We start from the raw sequence: 19,019 nt of genomic DNA, 5'->3' as shown, positions 1-19,019 counted from the left end.
GGCCCGCATCAATCCGCGAGCCGCATCATCCCAACCGGTCAAGAACCGATGAGGTGCTGGGCCAGGTAGCCCTCGACCTTGTCCAGGGCGATCCGCTCCTGGGTCATCGAATCGCGCTCACGGATGGTGACCGCCTGATCCTCGAGCGTGTCGAAGTCGACGGTGATGCAGAACGGGGTGCCGATCTCGTCCTGGCGGCGGTAGCGGCGGCCGATCGCGCCCGCGTCGTCGAACTCCACGTTCCAGTTCCGGCGCAGCTGTGCCGCAAGGTCTTTCGCCTTCGGCGTCAGATCGGCGTTGCGCGACAACGGGAGTACCGCCGCCTTGACCGGCGCCAGCCTGCGGTCCAGGCGCAGCACGGTGCGAGTGTCAACGCCGCCCTTGGCATTCGGCGCCTCGTCCTCGGCGTAGGCGTCGACCAGGAACGCCATCAGCGAACGGGTGAGGCCGGCCGCCGGTTCGATGACGTACGGCGTGTAGCGCTCGTTGGTGGTCTGATCGAAGTAGCTGAGGTCGGTGCCCGAATGCTCCGAATGCGTCTTCAGGTCGTAGTCGGTGCGGTTGGCGATGCCCTCGAGCTCACCCCACTCGTTGCCCTGGAAGCCGAAGCGGTACTCGATATCGGTGGTGCCCGCCGAGTAGTGCGACAGCTTTTCCTTCGGGTGCTCGTAGAGCCGCAGATTGTCCGCGTTGATGCCGAGGTCGGTGTACCAGGAGAAGCGGGTCTCGATCCAGTACTTGTGCCATTCCGCGTCCTCGCCGGGCTTGACGAAGTACTCCATCTCCATCTGCTCGAACTCGCGGGTGCGGAAGATGAAGTTGCCCGGGGTGATCTCGTTGCGGAAGCTCTTGCCGATCTGTGCGATACCGAACGGCGGCTTCTTGCGCGCGGTGGTCATCACGTTGGCGAAGTTCACGAAGATGCCCTGCGCGGTTTCCGGGCGCAGGTAGTGCAGGCCCTCCTCGGATTCGATCGGGCCGAGGTAGGTCTTGAGCATCATGTTGAAGTCGCGCGGCTCGGTCCACTGGCCGACGGTGCCGCAGTCGGGGCAGACGACGAGATCCATGGTGACCGTGTCCGGGTCATCGATCTTGTGCTTGAGCGCGTACGCCTCCTGCAGGTGGTCCTGCCGGTGGCGGTGGTGGCAGTTCAGGCATTCGACCAGCGGGTCGTTGAACACGCCGACGTGGCCGGAGGCGACCCACACCTGGCGCGGCAGGATCACCGACGAGTCGAGGCCGACGACGTCCTCGCGGCTGGTGACCATCGCGCGCCACCACTGCTTCTTGATGTTCTCCTTGAGCTCGACACCGAGCGGACCGTAGTCCCATGCCGACTTGGTGCCTCCGTAGATCTCACCGCACGGGTACACCAGACCCCGGCGCTTGGCGAGGTTGGCAACGGTGTCCACCTTCGACTTGGGTGCCACGCGAGAGTTCTCCATCCACTGCGAGTCGGATTGTGTAGTGACGACACGACTTGTAGCCACTACGAGCAAGTGCCTCCAGACTATCGGCTCGGGTCCAGCGGATTTGCACCGCACTACTGCGGCAACGACCGGCCGGTGACCGACCGCCGCGACGTGGCGCCGCCGCCTGCGCCGACTGGCAGGACGGGCCGCCCCCGATTTGGCCCGCGCGCCGATGCACGCCCCCCAACCGGCTGCGAGGATGAACGATTGATGTAGAACATCGGTGAGTCAGTTTTTGCGGGGGACGATGGACGAGTTTCCGGACAGATTGTTCGACGACGATTGGGCGCGCGACGCGGAGAAGCGCGCCAAGCGCAGGTACCGGCGGGCGGCATGGCGCTGGCGGATCCGGCGGGTGATCACCAATCCGCTGGTGCTCGTGCTGGTGGCGATCACGGCGGCGACGGCGGTGTGGTTCGCCCGCGGCGGATTCGATGCCGGTACGCCGAATAATTCGGCATCGGCCTCCGCGCTGACGCCGACCCTCGACGAGACGGCGAAGGTCGACCTGACCCGGCCCTACGGCGGCACGCCCGCGGCGATGTGGCGCGAGGGCGAAGCGGGCATCGAGCCGCCGCCCGCGGTGCCGGTCGGCCCCTACTCCGCCGAGCAGGTCGGCGAGTTCATGGGGCGGGTCAAGCAGGTGATCCTGAGCGCGCGCATGGATCCCGTCGCACTCGAGAAGCACGATCCGGAACCGGTGCTCGCGCAGCTGGCGCCGGGCCAGGCCGACATGATCCGCCAGAAGCTCGCGCCGGGCAAGGAAGCGGATACGAACTGGCTGTGGCCGTGGATCACCGACGGTTTCCACCTGCTGCCGGTGCTGCCGCGTATCAAAGGCTCGATGACCCCGATCATCAACGACAAGGGTGAGCTCACGATCCGGACGAACTACATCGTCGCTTACGCCTTCGACGTGGCCGATCCCAAGCGGCTGCGCGGGCCGATGGACATCGTGGTCGTCGCACGCCAGGAACTCGAATACCGGCTGATCGACGACCCGAAGTATCGCGCCGGATCGGCGGGCATCTGGTTCGGGCCCGGCCGCGGCCACCGCTACGCCGTCAACTGCGCCCAGGCGCGGCTCGGCCTCATGGCCCCGAGCTACAGCGACCCGGACCGCACCCCGACTCCCCCGAGCCGCAACAAGGAGGACTACTTCAACCCGGACATCCCGATCCCCACCGAGAACGGCTGTCTGTAGCGACGCGCCGAGGACGGGTTTGACATGCGCAATTATGCATATCAAAATGGGATCGCTTTCCAATAAGGAGTTGGTTCCGATGACCGCCGAGGCGCCCGTCCATTCGCACAACCCGTATCGGTCCCCCGGGCCCGCGCAAGTACCCGCGCGCGCCGTGCTGGAGGACGCGGGCGAGCTGTTGCGCGCCCTGGCGGCCCCCGTCCGCATCGCCATCGTGCTGCAGCTGCGGGAATCGCCGCGCTGCGTGCACGAGCTCGTCGATGCGCTCGGTGTCACCCAACCGCTGGTCAGCCAGCATCTGCGCATCCTCAAATCCGCGGGCGTCGTGCACGGGGAACGGTCGGGCCGCGAGGTGCTCTACGAACTCGTCGACGATCACCTGGCGCATATCGTCGTCGATGCCGTCGCGCATGCCGAGGAAGGGTGATTCGTGCCAGACAAAACGGTTGTTCCATCGAAACCCGTTGGTGTCCGTAGTACGAGGCAGCGCAGCGCGATCGCCGCGCTGCTCGGTGACATCGACGAATTCCGTTCCGCCCAGGAACTGCACGACGAACTGCGCCGCCGCGGCGAGGGCATCGGGCTGACCACGGTCTACCGGACGCTGCAATCGCTGGCCGACGCGGGCCTGGTCGACGTGCTGCGCACCGATTCGGGCGAGTCGGTGTACCGCCAGTGTTCCAGCGGACACCATCACCATTTGGTCTGCAGGCACTGCGGGCGCACCGTCGAGGTCGAGGGGCCGACCGTCGAGGCGTGGGCGGAATCCATTGCGGGCGAACATGGTTTCACCGATGTCAGCCACACGATGGAGGTTTTCGGCACCTGCCGCGATTGCGGCAGAGCCGGGCGCGCCACGCCCGACCGTGCCGCGATCTGATCCGATCCCTGGTTAACACCGCGCCGAGCCACGAAGATTTCACTGCGAATCCGCACAAGTGGGGAAAGCAAATCTTCTGGGAGGCAACGTGCGATCCAAACTCATGACCGCCATCGGCACGACGGCGCTGATCGGTCTGTCCACGATGTTCATGACGGCATGCAACGACAAGGACTCCGTACCCGCGGCGTCATCGACGGCCCCGGCCGCGAGCAGCGCGGCGGGGCAGAATCCCAAGTCCGGCAGTCAGGCGACGGTGCGCGCCGTCGGCAAGACCGGCTGGTACGAGGGCTTCGAGATCACCGTCGACAAGGCGACGATCGTGCCGAGCGAAAGCGGCGGGGGCAAGCTGGTCGTCGATATCACCTACAAGAACCTGACGACCGAGAACAAAACCCTCACCGCCAACAACTATTTGCAGTTCGGCACCGCCGCCGATACCTCGGCCGGCTTCGACAATCCGACCGTGCCCGGTAAGGGTTCGGCCACCGGAACGGTGACCACCTCGCTCAAGCAGGTCAACGATCCCGAGCGGCTGCTCGACCAGTTCACCGTGGTCTACGGGCAGGCTTCGGACAACCAGACCAAGATTCCGGTCAAGGCCGGGGCCGCGGTGGAGACGGTGCAGCCCAAGACGCTGAACATCACCGGCAAGCTGGTGCAGGATCAGACGACCGTCGAAATCACCGGTGCCACACTCACTCCGAGCTACACCAAGAACGAGCGCGGCAAGTACGAGCTGGCGCTGCACGTGAAGTTCATCGGCGGCTCCGGCATCTCCGCGGGCGGCACCAACATCTTCTACGAGTACTTCTCGGTGCAGACCCCCGACGGGCAGCACGTGGTCGCCGACATCCGCGGCCCGATCAACGAACTGCTCGACCGCAACGAAACCATCGACAACTCAAAGGACTTCGCCGTCTTCCTGGTCCCCGCTCCCGGCACCGGCCAGTTCACCCTGACCTACGATGCCAAAAAGGGCGAGGGCCAAGCCCCCACCCTCCCGTTCACCGTCGGCTGACGACCACGAAACACCCGCGAAGGCCACCAGCACCCCGGCAGAGCGGTGCTGGTGGCCTTCGGTTTCCGGGTGGCGCAGGTCAGGCGGTGACCAGTTCCCGGGTTCGCGCCGGGGCCGGGGCGGGCGGGGTCGGACGGTTGCGGAGGGCGCCGACGGCAAGGAGGGCCAGGGCGGCGGCCACCCAGATCAGAAGGATGACAAGGGGTTTGGTGGCGGCGGCGTTGTCGAAGAAGGCGACGGAGCGCAGGAGCGAGGCCGCGGCGCCGGGCGGGAGGTACTGGCCGATGGCGCCCCAGGGCTGCGGCAGCAGTTCCGGGGCCGAGGTTGCGGCGGAGAAAGGGTTGCCGATCAGGAGCATGGTCAGGGCGGCGATGCCGATGCCCGCCTTGCCGATTGCGCTCGACAGGCCCGCGACCGTGCCGGACACCGAGACCGAGACCAGGCCCGCGACCGCGGCGAGCACCAGGTAGTTGCCCGGCACCACGGACATCCAGCCCTGGATGATCGCCATGCTGAGCAGGCCACCGGTGATGCCGAAGCCCGCGAGGCCGACCAGCTTGGCGCCGGAAGCCGGAATCAGCAGGCTCAGTAGGACTCCCGCCGCGATGCCGGACATCACCAGCGGCAGCACCATCGCGCCGAAGGCGGAGCCGCGCGGATCGTCGCTGTCGGCGGCGACCACGTCCTCGACGCGGGCGGCCGGTGCGCCGGACAACTGCTGGGCGATGGCGGTGAGCTGTTGTGCGACAGCGGGACTGGCCGCGGAGGCGGTGAGCACGCGTGGCGCGCCGTCGCCGGTGACGATGGCGCCGTACACCTTTCGGTCCTCGATGGCGGCGCGCGCGGCGGATTCGTCGGCGGGGTTGGTGATCTCGAAGGCGCCGGGACTGTGCTGAGCCAGCTTGTCGGCGACCATGGCGGCCTGTGGTCCGGTGACCGCGATCGGCAGGTCACGTGGCTCGATATTGGCTGCGGGCCAGGCGAATGCGATCAGCATCAGTGCCTGGAGCAGGGCCGCTCCGATACCGACGGCGAGCGCCCGCTGCGTGGTGTTCATGTCCATCTCCGTAAATCGAATGTTCGTTCTTTTTCGACGTCCTCACCGTCGCACGAGCCCGAAGTGTTGTCAAGAACGGTCATTCGTTTTATTTTGGAGTCATGCCACGAGTCAGCGAGGAACACCTGGAACGCCGCAAGCAGCAGATCCTGGATGCCGCACAACTGTGCTTCGCGCGCAAGGGTTTCCACGAGACCTCCATGCAGGACGTCTTCGCCGAATCCGGCCTGTCCGCCGGCGCGGTCTACCGCTACTTCAAGAGCAAGAACGACCTGATCGCGGCGCTGGCCGCGCAGACAACGGTGCAGCTGCGGGCCAAGATGGACGCGGCGATCAACGCCGATCGGCTGCCGACACCCGCCGAACTCGTCACCGTCATAGCCGACGAGGTGATCGCGAACAGCGGACCGGATGGCCGGGTGCGGCTTGCCCCGCAGGCGTGGGCGCTGGCCCTGGTCAATCCCGAGGCGGGCCAGTACGTCAAGGGAGCCATCCTCGCCATGCGTGACCGCTGGCGTGCGTACGCGGAGCGCATGGTCGAGGTCGGCTGGCTCCCCGCCGACGCCGATCTGGACGCGGTGGCCGCGGCGCTGGTCGGCCTGCTGCCCGGATTCCTCTTGCAGCACTTGATCATCGGCGACCTCGCCGCCGAGGACCTGGCCCGCGGCGTCCGCACCCTGATCCCCTACGGCGAGCACGCGAAGCACCCTGCCTAGCGGACACTTTCGCGGCTGTCCACGGGCTCGGCGAGTGCCTCGCTGGCGCGTTCGGACGTCAGAGCCAGCCGAGGCGTTCGGCGGCGCGCACTGCTTCCGCGCGAGTGCTGGTGCCCGTCTTACCGATCGCCGACGAAAGGTGGTTGCGGACAGTGCCTTCCGAGAGGTGCAGCTGCTTGGCGATGGTGCCTGCCGTCGCACCGTCGGCGGCCGCGGTGAGGACTTCGCGTTCCCTGGCGGTCAGCGGTGATGTACCGGTGGTGAGGGTTTCGGTGGCCAGCGCGGGATCGACTACACGCAAGCCCATCTGGACGCGACGGACCGCGTCGGCGAGCTCGCGTGCCGGAGTGTCCTTGACGACGAATCCGCTCGCGCCCGCGTCGATCGCACGGCGCAGGTAGCCGGGTCGGCCGAAGGTGGTGACCATCAGGATGCGGACGTCCGGATGTGCGGCGTGCAGTCGCCCGGCGACCGTGATCCCGTCCAGGCCGGGCATTTCCACGTCGAGCAGCACCACATCCGGCTCGGTGCGCGCGACGGCGTCGAGCACCTCGTCACCGCGCCCGACCTCGGCGACCACCTCGAGATCGGTCTCCAGCCCGAGCAGCGCGGCCAGCGCACCACGCACCAGCGCCTGGTCATCGGCGAGCAGCAACCGGATCATCTACGCACCCTCCTACTTCGTCCCGGGCACAGTAGCGAGAACACGAACTCCGCCTCCTCCCGGCGCGGACAGCGTCAACGTGCCGCCGGCCGCTCTGACTCGTTCGTGCAGCCCGGACAGTCCGGAACCTGCGCCTTTCGTCATGCCGCGGCCGTCGTCGGCGATCTCGATGGTGGTCGCGGTGACGATGACCGTGCAGTGCCGGGCGGCGCTGTGGCGCACCACATTCGTGATCGCTTCGCGCAGCACCCAGCCGAACAGTTCACTGTCGGCGGGCAGCTCGGCGGGGTCCGGTAGCTCGGCGGCGATATCGGCGGCGGCCAATGCGCTTGCGGCATTGGCGAGTTCGCCGCGCAGCGTCACCTCGCGCAGGCCGCCCACCGTATCGCGGACACCGGCAAGCGCCTCGCGCGCCAACCGTTCGACGTCGGCGAGCTCGGTCCGCGCGCGGTCGATGTCGATATCGATGAGCCGTTGCGCCAGTTCGGTTTTCACGGTGATGACGGTCAGCGAGTGGCCGAGGATATCGTGCACGTCACGGGCCACCCGGTTACGCTCCTCGACCAGGGCGAGCTCGGTCCGCTGATGCCTGGCCAGCGCTTGCAGCCTGCTCCCGCGGATACCTATCTCCCTGAACAGCCAGATCACCACCGGGATGAACGCGAGATAGAACGGCAGCCCGCTGCCCTGCCAGCCGGGAACGGTCAGCGGAAGCACCACCAGTCCGATGGCGACCGCGGCGACGACGGAGCCGGATTGCCACGTCGGCAGCGTGAACACCGCCACCGCCGCGATGTAGATGGTGGTCGGCAGTCCCGCCACACCGACGAGCGCGATGATGGCGACGCTGAGCGCGGACATGATCGCGAGCAGCACCCAGACCCGCCGGTCGGGCGCGCCGGGCACATCCAAATCCTCCCAATCGGGTCGCCGGAAGACGATGAACGCCACCACGATCAACGCGCCGAAACCGAGCACGCACAGCGCCGTCAGCGCCGCCCGCAGTTCCTGGCCACCGGTCCATCGGTCGATGATCGGCCCGATCAGGTAGGCCAGCCACGCGGCGGCCATGATCGCCCCGAACCACCCGCGCCGCACACCGGACGCGTCCACCCGGTCGATACCGAATGCGCGGTAGACGAATGCGGCGGCCGCGCGCCGGAGATCGGCGAATCCAGAGGTCACCACCCCCATGACTGCCCGCCTCGCATTCCGGACCGGTCAACCCGGTCGACATCGAATGCGCGATGGACAAGCACCACGGCCGCACACCGGAGATCCGCGAACCCGGACGTCACGCCCACGACACACCGTCCTGGCCCCCGGCGCACGGGCAGAGCACCCCCGTGACACCGGTTCGGTTCGCAGTGATCGATCACGGACAGCGACGCTACCGAAGCCCGCGCCGCCATCCACGGCACTTCCCGTTCAGCGGGTTGTCGCCCGGTGCACCGGCAAGGCAGCACCGGTGACGACGAGGCACAGGTCATGACTCAACAATCACGCAAGCGCACCGAGCACACCCCGCACGCCTGTCATGACCCCGCCATGACATCTGTCACGGCAGGAGCAGTCCCTGCCTGGCGCGGCCCGCACCCGAGAGCACCAGTAGCAGCATGGTGGCCAGCGCCTGATCGTCGAGGCCCGCGCCGGGGAAGGTGTAGCGCATGATGACGTCGGCCAGATCGCCGTGCCGGATGACGGTGAGCGAACCGAACTGAACTTCGTTGTTGCGCTCGGCGACTCGCTTGTGCAGCTGCGGTTTCACCGGGCGGTCCCAGGCCAGCACGCAGGTCAGGGTGAGCACGTCCAGGCCGGGCGCGAGGTTCACCGCGCGCAGCGAGCACAGCGCGCCCTCGTATTCGAAGCCGAGCGAGCCGTCGGTGTCGACGCGGACGACGACGTCGTAGAGCGACAGGCTCGCGCCCGCGCGTGCCTGGAGTTCCTCGGCGGGTGTCACCGCAGCGTCCATATCCGTGCCGCCGTTCATTTGGTGCCGCCGAAGCGGCGGTCACGCGCAGCGTACGCGAGGCAGGCGTCCCACAGATTGCGCCGGTCGAAATCGGGGAACAGGGTGTCCTGGAAGACGTATTCGGCGTACGCGGACTGCCACAGCAGGAAGTTCGAGGTGCGGAATTCGCCGGACGGGCGCAGGAACAGGTCGACGTCGGGCATATCCGGTTCGTCCATGTACTGCGCAACCGTCGCCTCGGTGACCTTCTCCGGGTCGAGCTCGCCCGCCGCCACCCGGCGCGCGATTTCCCTTGCCGCGTCGGCGATTTCGGCGCGCCCACCGTAGTTGACGCACATGGTGAGGGTGAGCACCGAGTTGTCCTTGGTGAGTTCCTCGGCGACCTCGAGCTCGTTGATCACGCTGCGCCACAGCCGCGGTCGCCGCCCGGCCCAGCGCACCCGCACGCCCATCTCGTTCATCTCGTCGCGGCGGCGCCGGATGACGTCGCGGTTGAATCCCATCAGGAAGCGCACCTCCTCCGGGCTGCGCCGCCAGTTCTCGGTGGAGAAGGCGTAGGCCGAAATCCACTTCACCCCGATTTCGATGCAGCCTTCGACCGTGTCCATCAGCACCGCTTCGCCGCGCTCGTGTCCCGCGGTGCGCGGTAGTCCGCGCTCCTGCGCCCAGCGCCCGTTGCCGTCCATCACCAGCGCGACGTGATTGGGCACCAGTTCCGGCGGCAGCTGCGGCGGCCGCGCCCCCGAGGGATGCGGCGACGGCGGGCGAACGGTGCGGGGCCTCTCGGACGTCGCGCTGTTCGACCTGTTCCCGGAGTCACGGCGGAGAATCACGGCCTCCATCCTGCCCGATGCGCGGACGCCGCCGAGACGAGGCCACGGACTTTCACAACTCCTCCACAAACCACGCACACCCTGCGGCGGCCGCGGTCTTCAGCCGACGCGACCGGCGGTGGGCCGCAGGGCGGGCGAACGCTCGATCAGCGGCAGCGTGCGCAGTTGCCGTTCGAGGTGCCACTGCAGATGCGCGGCGACCAGCCCGCTGGCCTGCCTGCGCGCGGCATCGGGCACGGCCTCGACGTACTCCCACTCACCTTTGAGCAGCGCGATGAGCAGGTCGAGGACCCCGGCGGCGGGTGTGGCCGCGCCGGGCGGGCGGCAGTGCACGCAGACCGCGCCGCCCGCGGCGACGTGGAAGGCCCGATGCGGGCCGGGTGTCGCGCAGCGCGCGCATTCGTCCAGCGCGGGCGCCCAGCCCGCGAAACCCATGGCGCGCAACAGGTATGCGTCGAGGATCAGTTCGTGCGGCCGCTGTTTGGCGGCGATCGCGCGCAGCGCGCTCGCGGTCAGCGCGTGCAGTCGCGGCGCGGGCGCCCGCTCCTCACCGGCCAGTCGCTCGGCGGTCTCCAGTACCGCGCATCCGGTGGTGTAGCGCCCGTAGTCGTCGATGATGTCGGAGGCGAACGCCTCCACCGTGTGCACCTGGGTGACGACGTCCAGCGTCCGCCCCGGATGTAGTTGCACATCGATATAGGAGAACGGCTCGAGCCGCGCGCCGAATTTCGATTTGGTCCGCCGGACCCCCTTGGCCACCGCGCGCACCAATCCGTGCTGCCGCGTCAGCAGCGTGACGATACGATCCGCTTCCCCCAGCTTGTGCTGGCGAACCACGACCGCCTCATCCCGATACAAACGCACCGGGACATCCTCCCACGCCGTCCCGACATCGGCCGCCGGACGCTAGCCCGCCGCGCCGGAGGGTTCGCCCGCGGGCGCCAGGATGCCCTTGATCAGGACCAGCAACGCCTCCTCCGCCTCGGCACGCGCGGTGTCCTGGTCGGCGGCGTTGGCGACCATCATGCCCGCCTCGGTGACCGCGCTGAGCAGCAGTTGGGCCAGGACCGGGATGCGGGCGCCGAGGACGAGGCCGCCCGCGACGGCGGCCTCGAGCTGGGCGGTGATCAGGGCGAGGCCGTGGCGGGCCTCGAATTCGCGCCACGCCTGCCAGCCGAGCACCGACGGTGCGTCGGACAGTCCGATCTGTGCCATCTCGGGGCGCTGGCAGATCTTCAGGAACAGGCCGAGGCCGAGCGTCATGGTGCCGAGCAGGTCGGTGGGTTGCGGCGCGGTGGCGAGCGCGGCCTCGATCTCGGCGGCGTTGTCCTGTTCCAGCCGATCGAGCACGGCGAGGAACAGGCCGCGCTTGTCGCCGTACTGATAGTTCAGCGCGCCGCGGGTGACACCCGCGGCGGCCACGATCTCCTCGGCGGATACGGCGGCGAAGCCGTGTTCGGTGAACAGCCGCCTGCCCGCCTGCTCCAGCACTTTTCTGGTTTCCCTGGATCGGTCTTCTTGACTACGGCGCAGCATGCATTCGAGTGAACTCCAGAATCAGCTCGGTGAGCAACTCGGGTTGATCCTCGGGACTCGCGGTATACGAGTCTTCGATGAATCGCAATGTGGCATTGGGCAATTCGTCGGCAAGACGCTGTGCGTAGCGGATCGGGAACAGCTTGTCGTCGCGGGCCCACGCCAGCAGGATCGGCAGGTCGAACTCCTTGAAGTGCTCCGCCGCCGCCAGCGTGTACCCGCGGTTCGCCGTCTTCAGGAACCGGCGCAGATCCGCCCTGATCGCCGCGGATTCGCGGCTGGGCAGCAGGTACGAGTCGATGATGTCGTGCGGCACCGGATGTTTGGCGACCCAGCCGAGTACCAGCGGCGTCTTCTGCAGCGCCCGCAGGCGCAGCATTTCGGTCACCGGGCGCAGCGAACCGGGAATCCGCGCGACCGGCGGCAGGATGGTGAACGGCGGCGGCAGGTACCTGTCGTAGCAGTCCACCGACGCGAGCACCACACGCCCAATGCGAGTGCGGTTGCGGGACAACAGAACCTGAGTGATAGCACCACCGGTGTCGTTGGCGACGATGGTCACATCGGTCAGGTCGAGCCGCTCCAGGAACGCCGCGATCAGGTCCGCGATACCGGTCGCGGTCAGATCCGCGTCGGGCATCGGAATCGAATGCGCGCCGAGCGGCCAGTCCGGGCTGAGGCAGCGGTATCCGGCCGCGGCGATGGACGGCACCATCTTGCGCCACAGGTTCGCGTTGACGAGCAGCCCGTGCACGAACACGATCGGCGCGCCGGATCCGGTGTCGTAGTAGCGGATTCGGCCGCCGGGGAGATCGATATCGTGCGGGGTGCCGAGCGAAGTACTGAGTTCCATCTGCCCTCCTGAGATCGGTATCTACCAGTGTGCGGGGTTCGCGGTCATTTCGGTTGCGGCACAGCGGAAGTCGTGCGCCGCCCGGTGAAGTTGCGCATCAGCGGATCGTCGGCCCAGTGGTAGATCGCCGCCGCGGCGACCACCGAGGCGACCAGGCTCAGCACCGCGAAACCGAGCCAGCCGAGGAACCCGAACTGCTTGCCGCCGATCAGGAATCGGGTGACCAGCACCATCACCGGGAACTGGATCAGATAGAAGGCATAGGAGATGTTGCCGAGCCACACCATGCGCGGGGTGGCGTTCAGCCCGCCCATCCCCGCAAGATCGCGCGCGGCCAGCGTGGCGACCACCGCCGTCATCGGCGCGACGAGCAGTGCCGACATCTTGTAGTTGACCGGCGTCACCCAGGTCAGCGCGTAGGCGGCGGCCAGCGCGGCGAGCGGCCAGGCGATCCGCGTCAGCTGCCAGCGCCCCTCGAGCACCAGCCGCGCGGCGAGCACGCCGAGAAAGAACTCGGGCAGCCGCGACAGCGGGAAGTCGTAGCTCAGCCAATAGGCCGGTGACACCGGGATATCCGCCTGGCGGAACCATGCCTGCGAGGCGTGCAGTTCGTAGAACGGCGAGCTGTCACCGGGGACCAGGCGCGGCGCGAAGGCGTTCGCGATGCCCTTCGGTCCCGGCACCCACAGGTAGTACGCGGTGTGCAGCAACAGAATCAGCACGAACAGCCCGGTCAGCCACCACCACAGCCGCTCGCCCGGTATCCGGCGCACCAGCGGGACGAGCAGCGGAAAACTGAAGTAGAACAGTATCTCCGAGCACAGCGACCAGCTCGGCACGTTCAGCCCGCCGACCGTCGTCCATTTGGGCACCCAAGTGTGCAGGAGCAGCACGTTCGGCACCCAGAGCACCAGCCGGTGCAGCGGCACGCTCGCGGCGAGCACGAAGACCGCGGCGGCGATCAGATGCGTCGGATAGATCTTCAGCACCCGCCGCCAGTAGAACCGCGGCACCGAACTGCCCGGCTTGAACGACCAGTAGATGATGAATCCGGACAGCACGAAGAAGAACGTCACGCCCGCCGCGCCGAGCTGCATCGGCACCAGCTGATGGATCGCACGGAACAGTTCGGACTTCTGGAACGGGTACACCGGCAGGAAAACCAAGGCGTGCAACAGGAATACCGCGAACGCCGCCCACCACCGCGCGCCGGTCAGCGACGGCAGCGCGGGCCTGCGCCGATCGATGTCGCGCAGGTCCGTCCGCTCCCCCGCCGATGCCACCCCGACCATGGATCAGCCCGCGATCATCCGCTGTAGCGCGCCGGCGACCACGCCGTCACCGTGCGCCGACGGATGCACCGGGGTGCCCATCAGCTCACTGCGCGGATCGAGGATCCCGGCCAGCCACGGCTCCGGCGAGCAGAGGCCGTGCCCGGCGGTCACCGCCTTGGCGTCGAAGAATTCGAGGCCGAGCTGCTGGGCGGCCGCGCGCTGGGCCGCGTCGATCCGGTCCCACAGCTCGATCGCCGAACCCGCCCTGGTCTGCACGATGGAACCGATGCCGAGCACATCGATGCACCACTGCTGCTGGCCGGGCCGGTTCATCTCCGGGTAGCCGACGAGCACGATGCGCGCGTTGGGCGCGTAGTAGCGCACGTACTCCACGACCGGGCGGATCCGGTCGGCGTACTGCTGGCCGGTGATGCCGCGCCAGTCGGTGGCCCGCCCCTCGGCCGCCGCCTCGGGACCGCAGCCGCGCACGATGTCGAGCACGCAGTTGAGCAGCGTCTGACGCAGCCGCACCGAGTTCTCGCCCCAGGTGTCGTTGAGACCGGACTGGATGAGCACGGTTCTAGTGGCGGGGCCGAAAGCACCGTCCGCGTCGGCATTACGGGCCTGATGCGCGAGGGTGAAGCCCGGCCCGCTCACCAAAGAGGCGCCGCGGCAGGACAGGTCGGCGAAATCGGCCGTGCCCTCGAGACCGAGTTTCCCGGCGAGCTGGGTCGGCCACGAGGTCGGGCTGTGCGAGCAGTCCGGTTTGGCGTTGGGCGAGGCGTTCTCCAGCGCGGCGGCGATATCGCCGTTCGCGCTGAACGAATCACCGAGCACCACAACGGATTTGCCACCGGCCGGTGCGGCGGTCGCCGGCGTCGCGACGGCCGGGAGCACGGCGGCGGCCAGCGCGGCCGCCGCGAGCGCGCGGTTGCGCAGGGATTTACTCATGGGGTCCTCATCGGATGGGTCAGTAGCCGGGCTTGGGTTCGAAACCGGGATCGGGCAGCTTCGGCGGTTCGGGTTTCGCGGGCTCGGGCTTGGGCGGAGCGGGTGGCTGCGGCGCCGGTTTCGGCGGCGCGGGTGGCTGCGGCGCGGCCGTCGGCTCCGGCGCGGGTGCGGGTGCGGGTGGCGGTGGCGCGAGTTCCGTTGTGGCCGTGGTGGTTACCGGCGCCTTGGGCGCTTCGGAGGAGGTGGCGGTGACGGTCGTCGCCGCGGGCGCCGTGGTGGCGGGCGCAGGCGAGCTCTGGTTGTCGCCGCAGGCCGCGAGCATGACGGCGGACAGCGCCGCCGCCGCGAGCGCGGCCGAGATCCTGGTCTTGTTCATACGTGACTACTCCTGTCCGGTCGCCCTGCTCAGGCGCCGACGGTGAAGATCTCGAACTGGTAGACGAACGCGTAATCGTCGTGGTAGAGCTGCTCGGACAGCGCATCGTCGCGGCGCAGCACATCGAGCATTTCGGCCGAGGGCCGGTGCCGGGACAGGAAGTTGCGGTACACGATGCGCGCGTCGTTGCGCGCAACGCGCACCACCTCCTTCATCAGGGTGGCGAACTGCTCTCGATCGATGCAGCTGGTCACGTCGGAGAGGGAGAACTTGTCGATCGAGCGATCGGGCAGTGCGCGCAGCCGGTCCATCAGGTCGGCGCGCACGATGTTCACCTCGGTCGATGCGGCCTTGATCGCCGCGACATTGTCGCGAAGCAGGTAGTGCGGCAGCACTTCTCGATTCGGGTACTTGCCGTGGAACATGAACGAGACCCAGTCGTTGTCCCTGGCAAGGTGATTGGTGAAGGTGTGATGCACCCGCTCCAGCACGTAGTCGCCGCAGTCCTGCACGTCGGTGACCACCCGGTAGGAGTCGTCGTTGAGTACCATCTTCAGCGCGCGCTCGGAGAAACCGTTGCGCAGCATGGTCCGCCACAGCCAGCCGTCGATCTTGGTGCGGTAGATCACCCGCTGACGGTCCAGATCGGGAGCGCTGAACAGCTCGCGCATGGCCGACCCGTAGAGCACCTTCATGGTGGGCGCGAGCACCCGCACGTACAGCTGCTCGTGGCGGCCCTGCGCGATGACGCCCTTCTCGATCGCCCTGCGGTACTCGGTGAAGTAGGCGACGCAGCCGGGGGTCAGCTTCGGCGTCAGTTCCTCGAACAGCCGCCACCGCTGCGACGATTCGTCGACGCCGAGGAAGGCGAGCAGCGTGTCGTACGAAAAGTGCCGGATGGCCGCGAGTTTCAGCTCGAGCAGATAGGTCTGACCGGCCGAGCTGTCGATGGAGGTCACCGAGCGCGGATTGTTCACCACCAGGCTCAGCGCGCGGCAGCCGCTCCCGGTCACCGCGAGCACATGGTCGCTCTCGGCGATCTCCAGCGCCCGCATCTCCGACCGGGAGTCCTCGTCGCAGGTGCTGTAGAGCACCCAGCGCTCGGTGGTCTCGGCAGTTGTCATGATTTCCAGCACCCTTCGGGTCGTACTCGGTCAGGCGGTCGCGGTATCGGGTTGCGCGGCTTCGGGTTCCGGTGCGGTGGCCGGCGGCCGGTTCGGCAGCAGCGCGCCGGCGACGAGCGCGGCCACCGCGCAGATGCCGGTCACCGTCAGGCAGGCCAGCTGGAAGCCGTGCAGGAAGGCCTGCTGCGCCACGTCCTGCAGCGTCGTGGCCAGCTGGCCTTGGCCGCGCGCGGCCAGGGCGGCGGCCGATTGCAGTGCGGCGCCGACGGAATCGCGGCTGTGCTCGAGCACCGCGGCGGGCAGGCCGGGTACGGCGTCGTCGCCGAGCTTGCCGGTGTAGAGCGAGTGGTGCACGCTGCCGACCACCGCGATGCCGAGGGTGCCGCCGAAAAGCCGTGTCGCGTCGTTCATCGCCGACCCGATACCGGCCTTGGCGGCGGGCACCACGCTCATGATGGATTCGGTGGCAGGCACCGCGACCATGCCGATACCGAGGCCGATCACCACCATCTGCGCCGCGATCATCGGGTAGGCGGTCTCGATGGCGTCGATCGAGAACCAGGCGTAGGCGATGCCCATCAGCACCAGGCCCGTGGTCACCACCGTCCTGGTGCCGAGGCGGATGACGAGTTTGCCGCCGAGCACCGATCCGATGATGATGGCCACCGCGACCGGGATCAGCCGCACGCCTGCGCCGAGCGGGCTGTAGGCCTTCAGGAACTGGAAGTACTGGGTCACCATGAAGGTGAAGCCGTTCAGCGTGAAGAACGTGATGGTGATGGTGCCGCAGGCGGCGGAGAAGCGCAGGTTGGTGAACAGCCGCACATCGAGCATCGGATGCGCGGTGTTCAGCTCGCGCCACACCAGCGCGGCGAAAAGCACTGCCGCGCCCGCGAATCCGAGCAGGCTCGCGCCGCCGAGCCAGCCGCGCTCCGGCGCCTCGATGATGGTGTAGACCAGCAGCCCGATCGCCGCGGTGGACAGGACGAGACCGGGGAGGTCGAGTCCCGGCGTCTGCGGGTCACGCGAGTTCGGCACCAGCAGCGCGGTCAGCGCGACGCACAGCAGGCCGATCGGCACCACGACCACGAAAACGCTGCCCCACCAGAAGTGTTCGAGCAGTACGCCGCCCAGGATCGGGCCGAGCACGACGCCGATACCGGAGACCGCGCCCCAGACGCCGATGGCGGCGGCGCGCTCCTTGCGCTCGACGAAGACGCTGGTGAGGATCGACAGCGTCGACGGATAGATCAGTGCCGCACCGAGACCCATCACCGTGCGCGCCGCGATCAACTGCCCGGTGCTGGTACACAGTGCGCCCGCGCCGGTGGCCAGCGTGAACACCACCAGGCCCGCGATCAGCGTGCCGCGCCTGCCGAACCGGTCGCCGAGGCTGCCCGCCGCGAGCACCAGCGCGGCGAAGGTCAGGCCGTAGGCATCGATGATCCATTGCAGCCCGGTGGTACTCGATCCCAGCTCGCGCACCAGGCTCGGCAGCGCCAGATTGACGATCATCGCGTCCATGTAGATCGCGATGACGCACAGGCACAGCACGGCGAGCACGCCGGTCCGGGACCGCGATGTCGTTGTTGTCATGAAATATGCACCCCTGCTTCACTATTCGCACGCATCGCGGTGGCGACGAGTACGGCCTGGAATGACAGTGCGATCACGTCGTTGGTGACGAGCACCGCGCCGCGGGCCAGGTCGCCGACCACATGAATCCCCCGCACCGGTATGCCCGCCGCGTCCAGCGGGGCGAACGTGCTCACGTCGATGCGCACCCCACCGTGCGGATGCGGCGTGAGCAGTCCCTCGTCGAGCATGTCCGCCAGCAGCGGCTCCGCGCGCAGCGCGGCCACATCGGTGCCGGCGCCCGTCGCGTTGATCACCACGTCGGCCTCGTACCGCGCCGCCTCGGTGACCACCTCGAAAACATCGGCGGCCCAGCGCACCTCGCGCAGCCCGCCGTCCACGCTGAGCAGGCCCGCGTCCATCCCGGCGAGCACCCGCCGCGCGGTATCCACCGGGATGGGCGCGCCGTGGACGAGCAGCGGGGTGAGCCATTCGGCGAAGAACTCGGTACGGTCCGCTTCGGCGAGCAGCTGCCACGCGGGCAGCAGCATCGGCGAGGCGCCGTTGACCACCTGCTGCCAGCCGCGCTCGCCACCGGCCGCGACCTCGGCCAGTTCGGCGGCGAGCATGTCGCGCGTGGTCGGACCGCAGTCGCGGACCTCGGACCAGTCCGGCGGCGTCGCCGAGGCGGCCTCGATATCGGCCATCAGCGCACGCCCGAAATCCGCGAGCCGCAGCACGCCCGCGTCGGCCGCGGCACGCATGCAGCGCTCGACATTCGGCACCGGCGCGGTCGTTTCCGGGCCGCGCAGCCTGGGCAACCGCCCGGACCGCGAGACCAGCCGCACCGGGCCACGGTGTCCGCGCGCGGTCAGCGCCAGGAAGGTGTCGATCGCGGTCAGCCTGGTCCCGATCACCGCGACCCCGGCGTCCGCGGGCAGCGCGGGCAGCCGCCACGGATCGGTGAAATAGCCTGGGTGACCGGTGAGTTCGGGATACGGCTCGGATTGGGTGAGCATGCCGGGGCAGATCACCACCTGATCGGCGTCGAAACTGCGCCCGCTGCCGCAGCTCACCCGCCAGCGCCCGCCGTCCGCCGCGACCCGGACGGCCTCCTCCTGGCGCACGTCGACCTGAACGCGTGCCTCGGCGGCCTGCTTGACCGCCACGTCGAACATGTCGCGCACATACCTGCCGAACAGGGCGCGCGCCGGGAACTCCGGCACGGAATCCGTGGCGCCCTCGGCGTTTTCGGTGAGCCAGCGCGAAAGCTCGTCCGGATCGGCCAGATTCAGGCTCGACTTCGCCGCCCTGGTGTTGAGCAGATGGGTCGGCTCCTCGGTGCCGAACGCCAGGTGCGGCGCGACCGGGTCGCGGTCGAGCACGATGTAGCGGGTGCCTGCGGGCAGCGCCGGGAGCAGCTGCCTGGCCAGCGCCGTCCCGGTCGGCCCCCGCCCGATCTGGACGATGACCGATGCCGCGGCGTCGGTTGTCATGGGAACCTCGAATTC

Annotated in this window: 20 protein-coding genes; 5 read left to right on the top strand and 15 right to left on the bottom strand. The window is 68.4% G+C overall.

The window, feature by feature from the left end:
* Window positions 1–38 precede the first annotated feature (38 nt).
* Complete coding sequence (locus ACIG5A_RS12360; RefSeq protein ID WP_397240242.1) at window positions 39–1,430, bottom strand: glycine--tRNA ligase; 1,392 nt, start codon at window positions 1,428–1,430, stop codon at window positions 39–41.
* A gap of 289 nt (window positions 1,431–1,719) precedes the next feature.
* Between ACIG5A_RS12360 and ACIG5A_RS12355 the strand changes: the two genes are divergently transcribed.
* The 4 genes from ACIG5A_RS12355 to ACIG5A_RS12340 all read left to right on the top strand — a co-directional run bounded on the left by ACIG5A_RS12355 (window position 1,720) and on the right by ACIG5A_RS12340 (window position 4,577).
* Entirely contained in the window at window positions 1,720–2,676 is a 957-nt protein-coding gene (locus tag ACIG5A_RS12355) for a hypothetical protein (protein ID WP_397240241.1), read from the top strand.
* A gap of 79 nt (window positions 2,677–2,755) precedes the next feature.
* A complete protein-coding gene (locus ACIG5A_RS12350) occupies window positions 2,756–3,103 on the top strand; it encodes an ArsR/SmtB family transcription factor (protein WP_397240240.1) in 348 nt (115 codons plus the stop codon).
* A gap of 3 nt (window positions 3,104–3,106) precedes the next feature.
* Window positions 3,107–3,556 carry a Fur family transcriptional regulator gene (locus ACIG5A_RS12345; protein ID WP_397240239.1) on the top strand — a complete coding sequence of 150 codons (450 nt, stop codon included), beginning with the start codon at window positions 3,107–3,109 and terminating at the stop codon, window positions 3,554–3,556.
* 88 nt (window positions 3,557–3,644) lie between these two features.
* Window positions 3,645–4,577, top strand: a complete 933-nt coding sequence (locus tag ACIG5A_RS12340) for a hypothetical protein (protein WP_397240238.1) — start codon at window positions 3,645–3,647, stop codon at window positions 4,575–4,577.
* A gap of 79 nt (window positions 4,578–4,656) precedes the next feature.
* On the opposite strand, the gene ACIG5A_RS12335 is transcribed toward ACIG5A_RS12340, so the two are convergent.
* Window positions 4,657–5,634 (bottom strand): hypothetical protein, encoded by a 978-nt coding sequence (locus ACIG5A_RS12335; protein WP_397240237.1) that lies wholly within the window; start codon window positions 5,632–5,634, stop codon window positions 4,657–4,659.
* 101 nt (window positions 5,635–5,735) lie between these two features.
* On the opposite strand from ACIG5A_RS12335, the gene ACIG5A_RS12330 reads away from it, so the two are divergent.
* Window positions 5,736–6,350, top strand: coding sequence for a TetR/AcrR family transcriptional regulator (locus ACIG5A_RS12330; protein WP_397240236.1), 615 nt, complete (start codon window positions 5,736–5,738; stop codon window positions 6,348–6,350).
* A 58-nt stretch (window positions 6,351–6,408) separates the two neighbouring features.
* On the opposite strand, the gene ACIG5A_RS12325 is transcribed toward ACIG5A_RS12330, so the two are convergent.
* The 13 genes from ACIG5A_RS12325 to ACIG5A_RS12265 form a co-directional block, all read right to left on the bottom strand.
* On the bottom strand, window positions 6,409–7,014 hold the full coding sequence (locus tag ACIG5A_RS12325) for a response regulator (protein ID WP_397240235.1): 606 nt from the start codon (window positions 7,012–7,014) through the stop codon (window positions 6,409–6,411).
* Between the two features lie 12 nt (window positions 7,015–7,026).
* Window positions 7,027–8,208: a sensor histidine kinase gene (locus tag ACIG5A_RS12320; RefSeq protein ID WP_397240234.1), complete on the bottom strand. Its 1,182-nt coding sequence runs from the start codon at window positions 8,206–8,208 to the stop codon at window positions 7,027–7,029.
* Window positions 8,209–8,572: 364 nt separating this feature from the next.
* Window positions 8,573–9,004, bottom strand: a complete 432-nt coding sequence (locus ACIG5A_RS12315; protein WP_397240233.1) for a YbjN domain-containing protein — start codon at window positions 9,002–9,004, stop codon at window positions 8,573–8,575.
* On the bottom strand, window positions 9,001–9,828 hold the full coding sequence (locus ACIG5A_RS12310) for an isoprenyl transferase (RefSeq protein WP_397240232.1): 828 nt from the start codon (window positions 9,826–9,828) through the stop codon (window positions 9,001–9,003). Before ACIG5A_RS12310 ends, ACIG5A_RS12315 begins: the two co-directional genes overlap by 4 nt.
* 90 nt (window positions 9,829–9,918) lie before the next feature.
* Window positions 9,919–10,683 carry a DNA repair protein RecO gene (gene recO, locus ACIG5A_RS12305; RefSeq protein ID WP_397240231.1) on the bottom strand — a complete coding sequence of 255 codons (765 nt, stop codon included), beginning with the start codon at window positions 10,681–10,683 and terminating at the stop codon, window positions 9,919–9,921.
* Between the two features lie 42 nt (window positions 10,684–10,725).
* Entirely contained in the window at window positions 10,726–11,355 is a 630-nt protein-coding gene (locus ACIG5A_RS12300; protein WP_397240230.1) for a TetR/AcrR family transcriptional regulator, read from the bottom strand.
* The gene (locus ACIG5A_RS12295) at window positions 11,342–12,208 is read right to left on the bottom strand and encodes an alpha/beta fold hydrolase (RefSeq protein WP_397240229.1); all 867 of its coding nucleotides are present in this window, start codon (window positions 12,206–12,208) and stop codon (window positions 11,342–11,344) included. The genes ACIG5A_RS12300 and ACIG5A_RS12295 overlap by 14 nt, the downstream gene beginning before the upstream one ends.
* Window positions 12,209–12,252: 44 nt before the next feature.
* A complete protein-coding gene (locus ACIG5A_RS12290) occupies window positions 12,253–13,500 on the bottom strand; it encodes an acyltransferase family protein (RefSeq protein ID WP_397240228.1) in 1,248 nt (415 codons plus the stop codon).
* 3 nt (window positions 13,501–13,503) lie between these two features.
* Entirely contained in the window at window positions 13,504–14,433 is a 930-nt protein-coding gene (locus ACIG5A_RS12285) for an SGNH/GDSL hydrolase family protein (protein WP_397240227.1), read from the bottom strand.
* Window positions 14,434–14,452: 19 nt separating this feature from the next.
* Complete coding sequence (locus ACIG5A_RS12280; RefSeq protein WP_397240226.1) at window positions 14,453–14,809, bottom strand: hypothetical protein; 357 nt, start codon at window positions 14,807–14,809, stop codon at window positions 14,453–14,455.
* A gap of 29 nt (window positions 14,810–14,838) precedes the next feature.
* Window positions 14,839–15,933 (bottom strand): DUF3419 family protein, encoded by a 1,095-nt coding sequence (locus ACIG5A_RS12275; RefSeq protein WP_397240225.1) that lies wholly within the window; start codon window positions 15,931–15,933, stop codon window positions 14,839–14,841.
* Window positions 15,934–15,963: 30 nt separating this feature from the next.
* Window positions 15,964–17,529 (bottom strand): DHA2 family efflux MFS transporter permease subunit, encoded by a 1,566-nt coding sequence (locus tag ACIG5A_RS12270; protein WP_397240224.1) that lies wholly within the window; start codon window positions 17,527–17,529, stop codon window positions 15,964–15,966.
* Window positions 17,526–19,004 carry an FAD/NAD(P)-binding protein gene (locus ACIG5A_RS12265; protein ID WP_397240223.1) on the bottom strand — a complete coding sequence of 493 codons (1,479 nt, stop codon included), beginning with the start codon at window positions 19,002–19,004 and terminating at the stop codon, window positions 17,526–17,528. Before ACIG5A_RS12265 ends, ACIG5A_RS12270 begins: the two co-directional genes overlap by 4 nt.
* Window positions 19,005–19,019 lie beyond the last annotated feature (15 nt).

Source organism: Nocardia sp. NPDC052566 (assembly GCF_044547285.1).
In the GTDB taxonomy this organism is placed as follows: Bacteria; Actinomycetota; Actinomycetes; order Mycobacteriales; family Mycobacteriaceae; genus Nocardia.
Note: the sequence above shows the minus strand (reverse complement) of the source record. Positions and strands in the feature narration are given on the sequence as shown.

Bases quoted from the DNA above. Each gene is read 5' to 3' on its own strand.
- ACIG5A_RS12355 (WP_397240241.1), top strand. From the start codon at position 1,720: ATGGACGAGTTTCCGGACAGATTGTTCGACGACGATTGGGCGCGCGAC.
- ACIG5A_RS12350 (WP_397240240.1), top strand. From the start codon at position 2,756: ATGACCGCCGAGGCGCCCGTCCATTCGCACAACCCGTATCGGTCCCCC.
- ACIG5A_RS12335 (WP_397240237.1), bottom strand. From the start codon at position 5,634: ATGAACACCACGCAGCGGGCGCTCGCCGTCGGTATCGGAGCGGCCCTG.
- ACIG5A_RS12330 (WP_397240236.1), top strand. From the start codon at position 5,736: ATGCCACGAGTCAGCGAGGAACACCTGGAACGCCGCAAGCAGCAGATC.
- ACIG5A_RS12325 (WP_397240235.1), bottom strand. From the start codon at position 7,014: ATGATCCGGTTGCTGCTCGCCGATGACCAGGCGCTGGTGCGTGGTGCG.
- ACIG5A_RS12320 (WP_397240234.1), bottom strand. From the start codon at position 8,208: ATGGGGGTGGTGACCTCTGGATTCGCCGATCTCCGGCGCGCGGCCGCC.
- ACIG5A_RS12315 (WP_397240233.1), bottom strand. From the start codon at position 9,004: ATGAACGGCGGCACGGATATGGACGCTGCGGTGACACCCGCCGAGGAA.
- ACIG5A_RS12310 (WP_397240232.1), bottom strand. From the start codon at position 9,828: ATGGAGGCCGTGATTCTCCGCCGTGACTCCGGGAACAGGTCGAACAGC.
- ACIG5A_RS12300 (WP_397240230.1), bottom strand. From the start codon at position 11,355: ATGCTGCGCCGTAGTCAAGAAGACCGATCCAGGGAAACCAGAAAAGTG.
- ACIG5A_RS12295 (WP_397240229.1), bottom strand. From the start codon at position 12,208: ATGGAACTCAGTACTTCGCTCGGCACCCCGCACGATATCGATCTCCCC.
- ACIG5A_RS12290 (WP_397240228.1), bottom strand. From the start codon at position 13,500: ATGGTCGGGGTGGCATCGGCGGGGGAGCGGACGGACCTGCGCGACATC.
- ACIG5A_RS12285 (WP_397240227.1), bottom strand. From the start codon at position 14,433: ATGAGTAAATCCCTGCGCAACCGCGCGCTCGCGGCGGCCGCGCTGGCC.
- ACIG5A_RS12280 (WP_397240226.1), bottom strand. From the start codon at position 14,809: ATGAACAAGACCAGGATCTCGGCCGCGCTCGCGGCGGCGGCGCTGTCC.
- ACIG5A_RS12275 (WP_397240225.1), bottom strand. From the start codon at position 15,933: ATGACAACTGCCGAGACCACCGAGCGCTGGGTGCTCTACAGCACCTGC.
- ACIG5A_RS12270 (WP_397240224.1), bottom strand. From the start codon at position 17,529: ATGACAACAACGACATCGCGGTCCCGGACCGGCGTGCTCGCCGTGCTG.
- ACIG5A_RS12265 (WP_397240223.1), bottom strand. From the start codon at position 19,004: ATGACAACCGACGCCGCGGCATCGGTCATCGTCCAGATCGGGCGGGGG.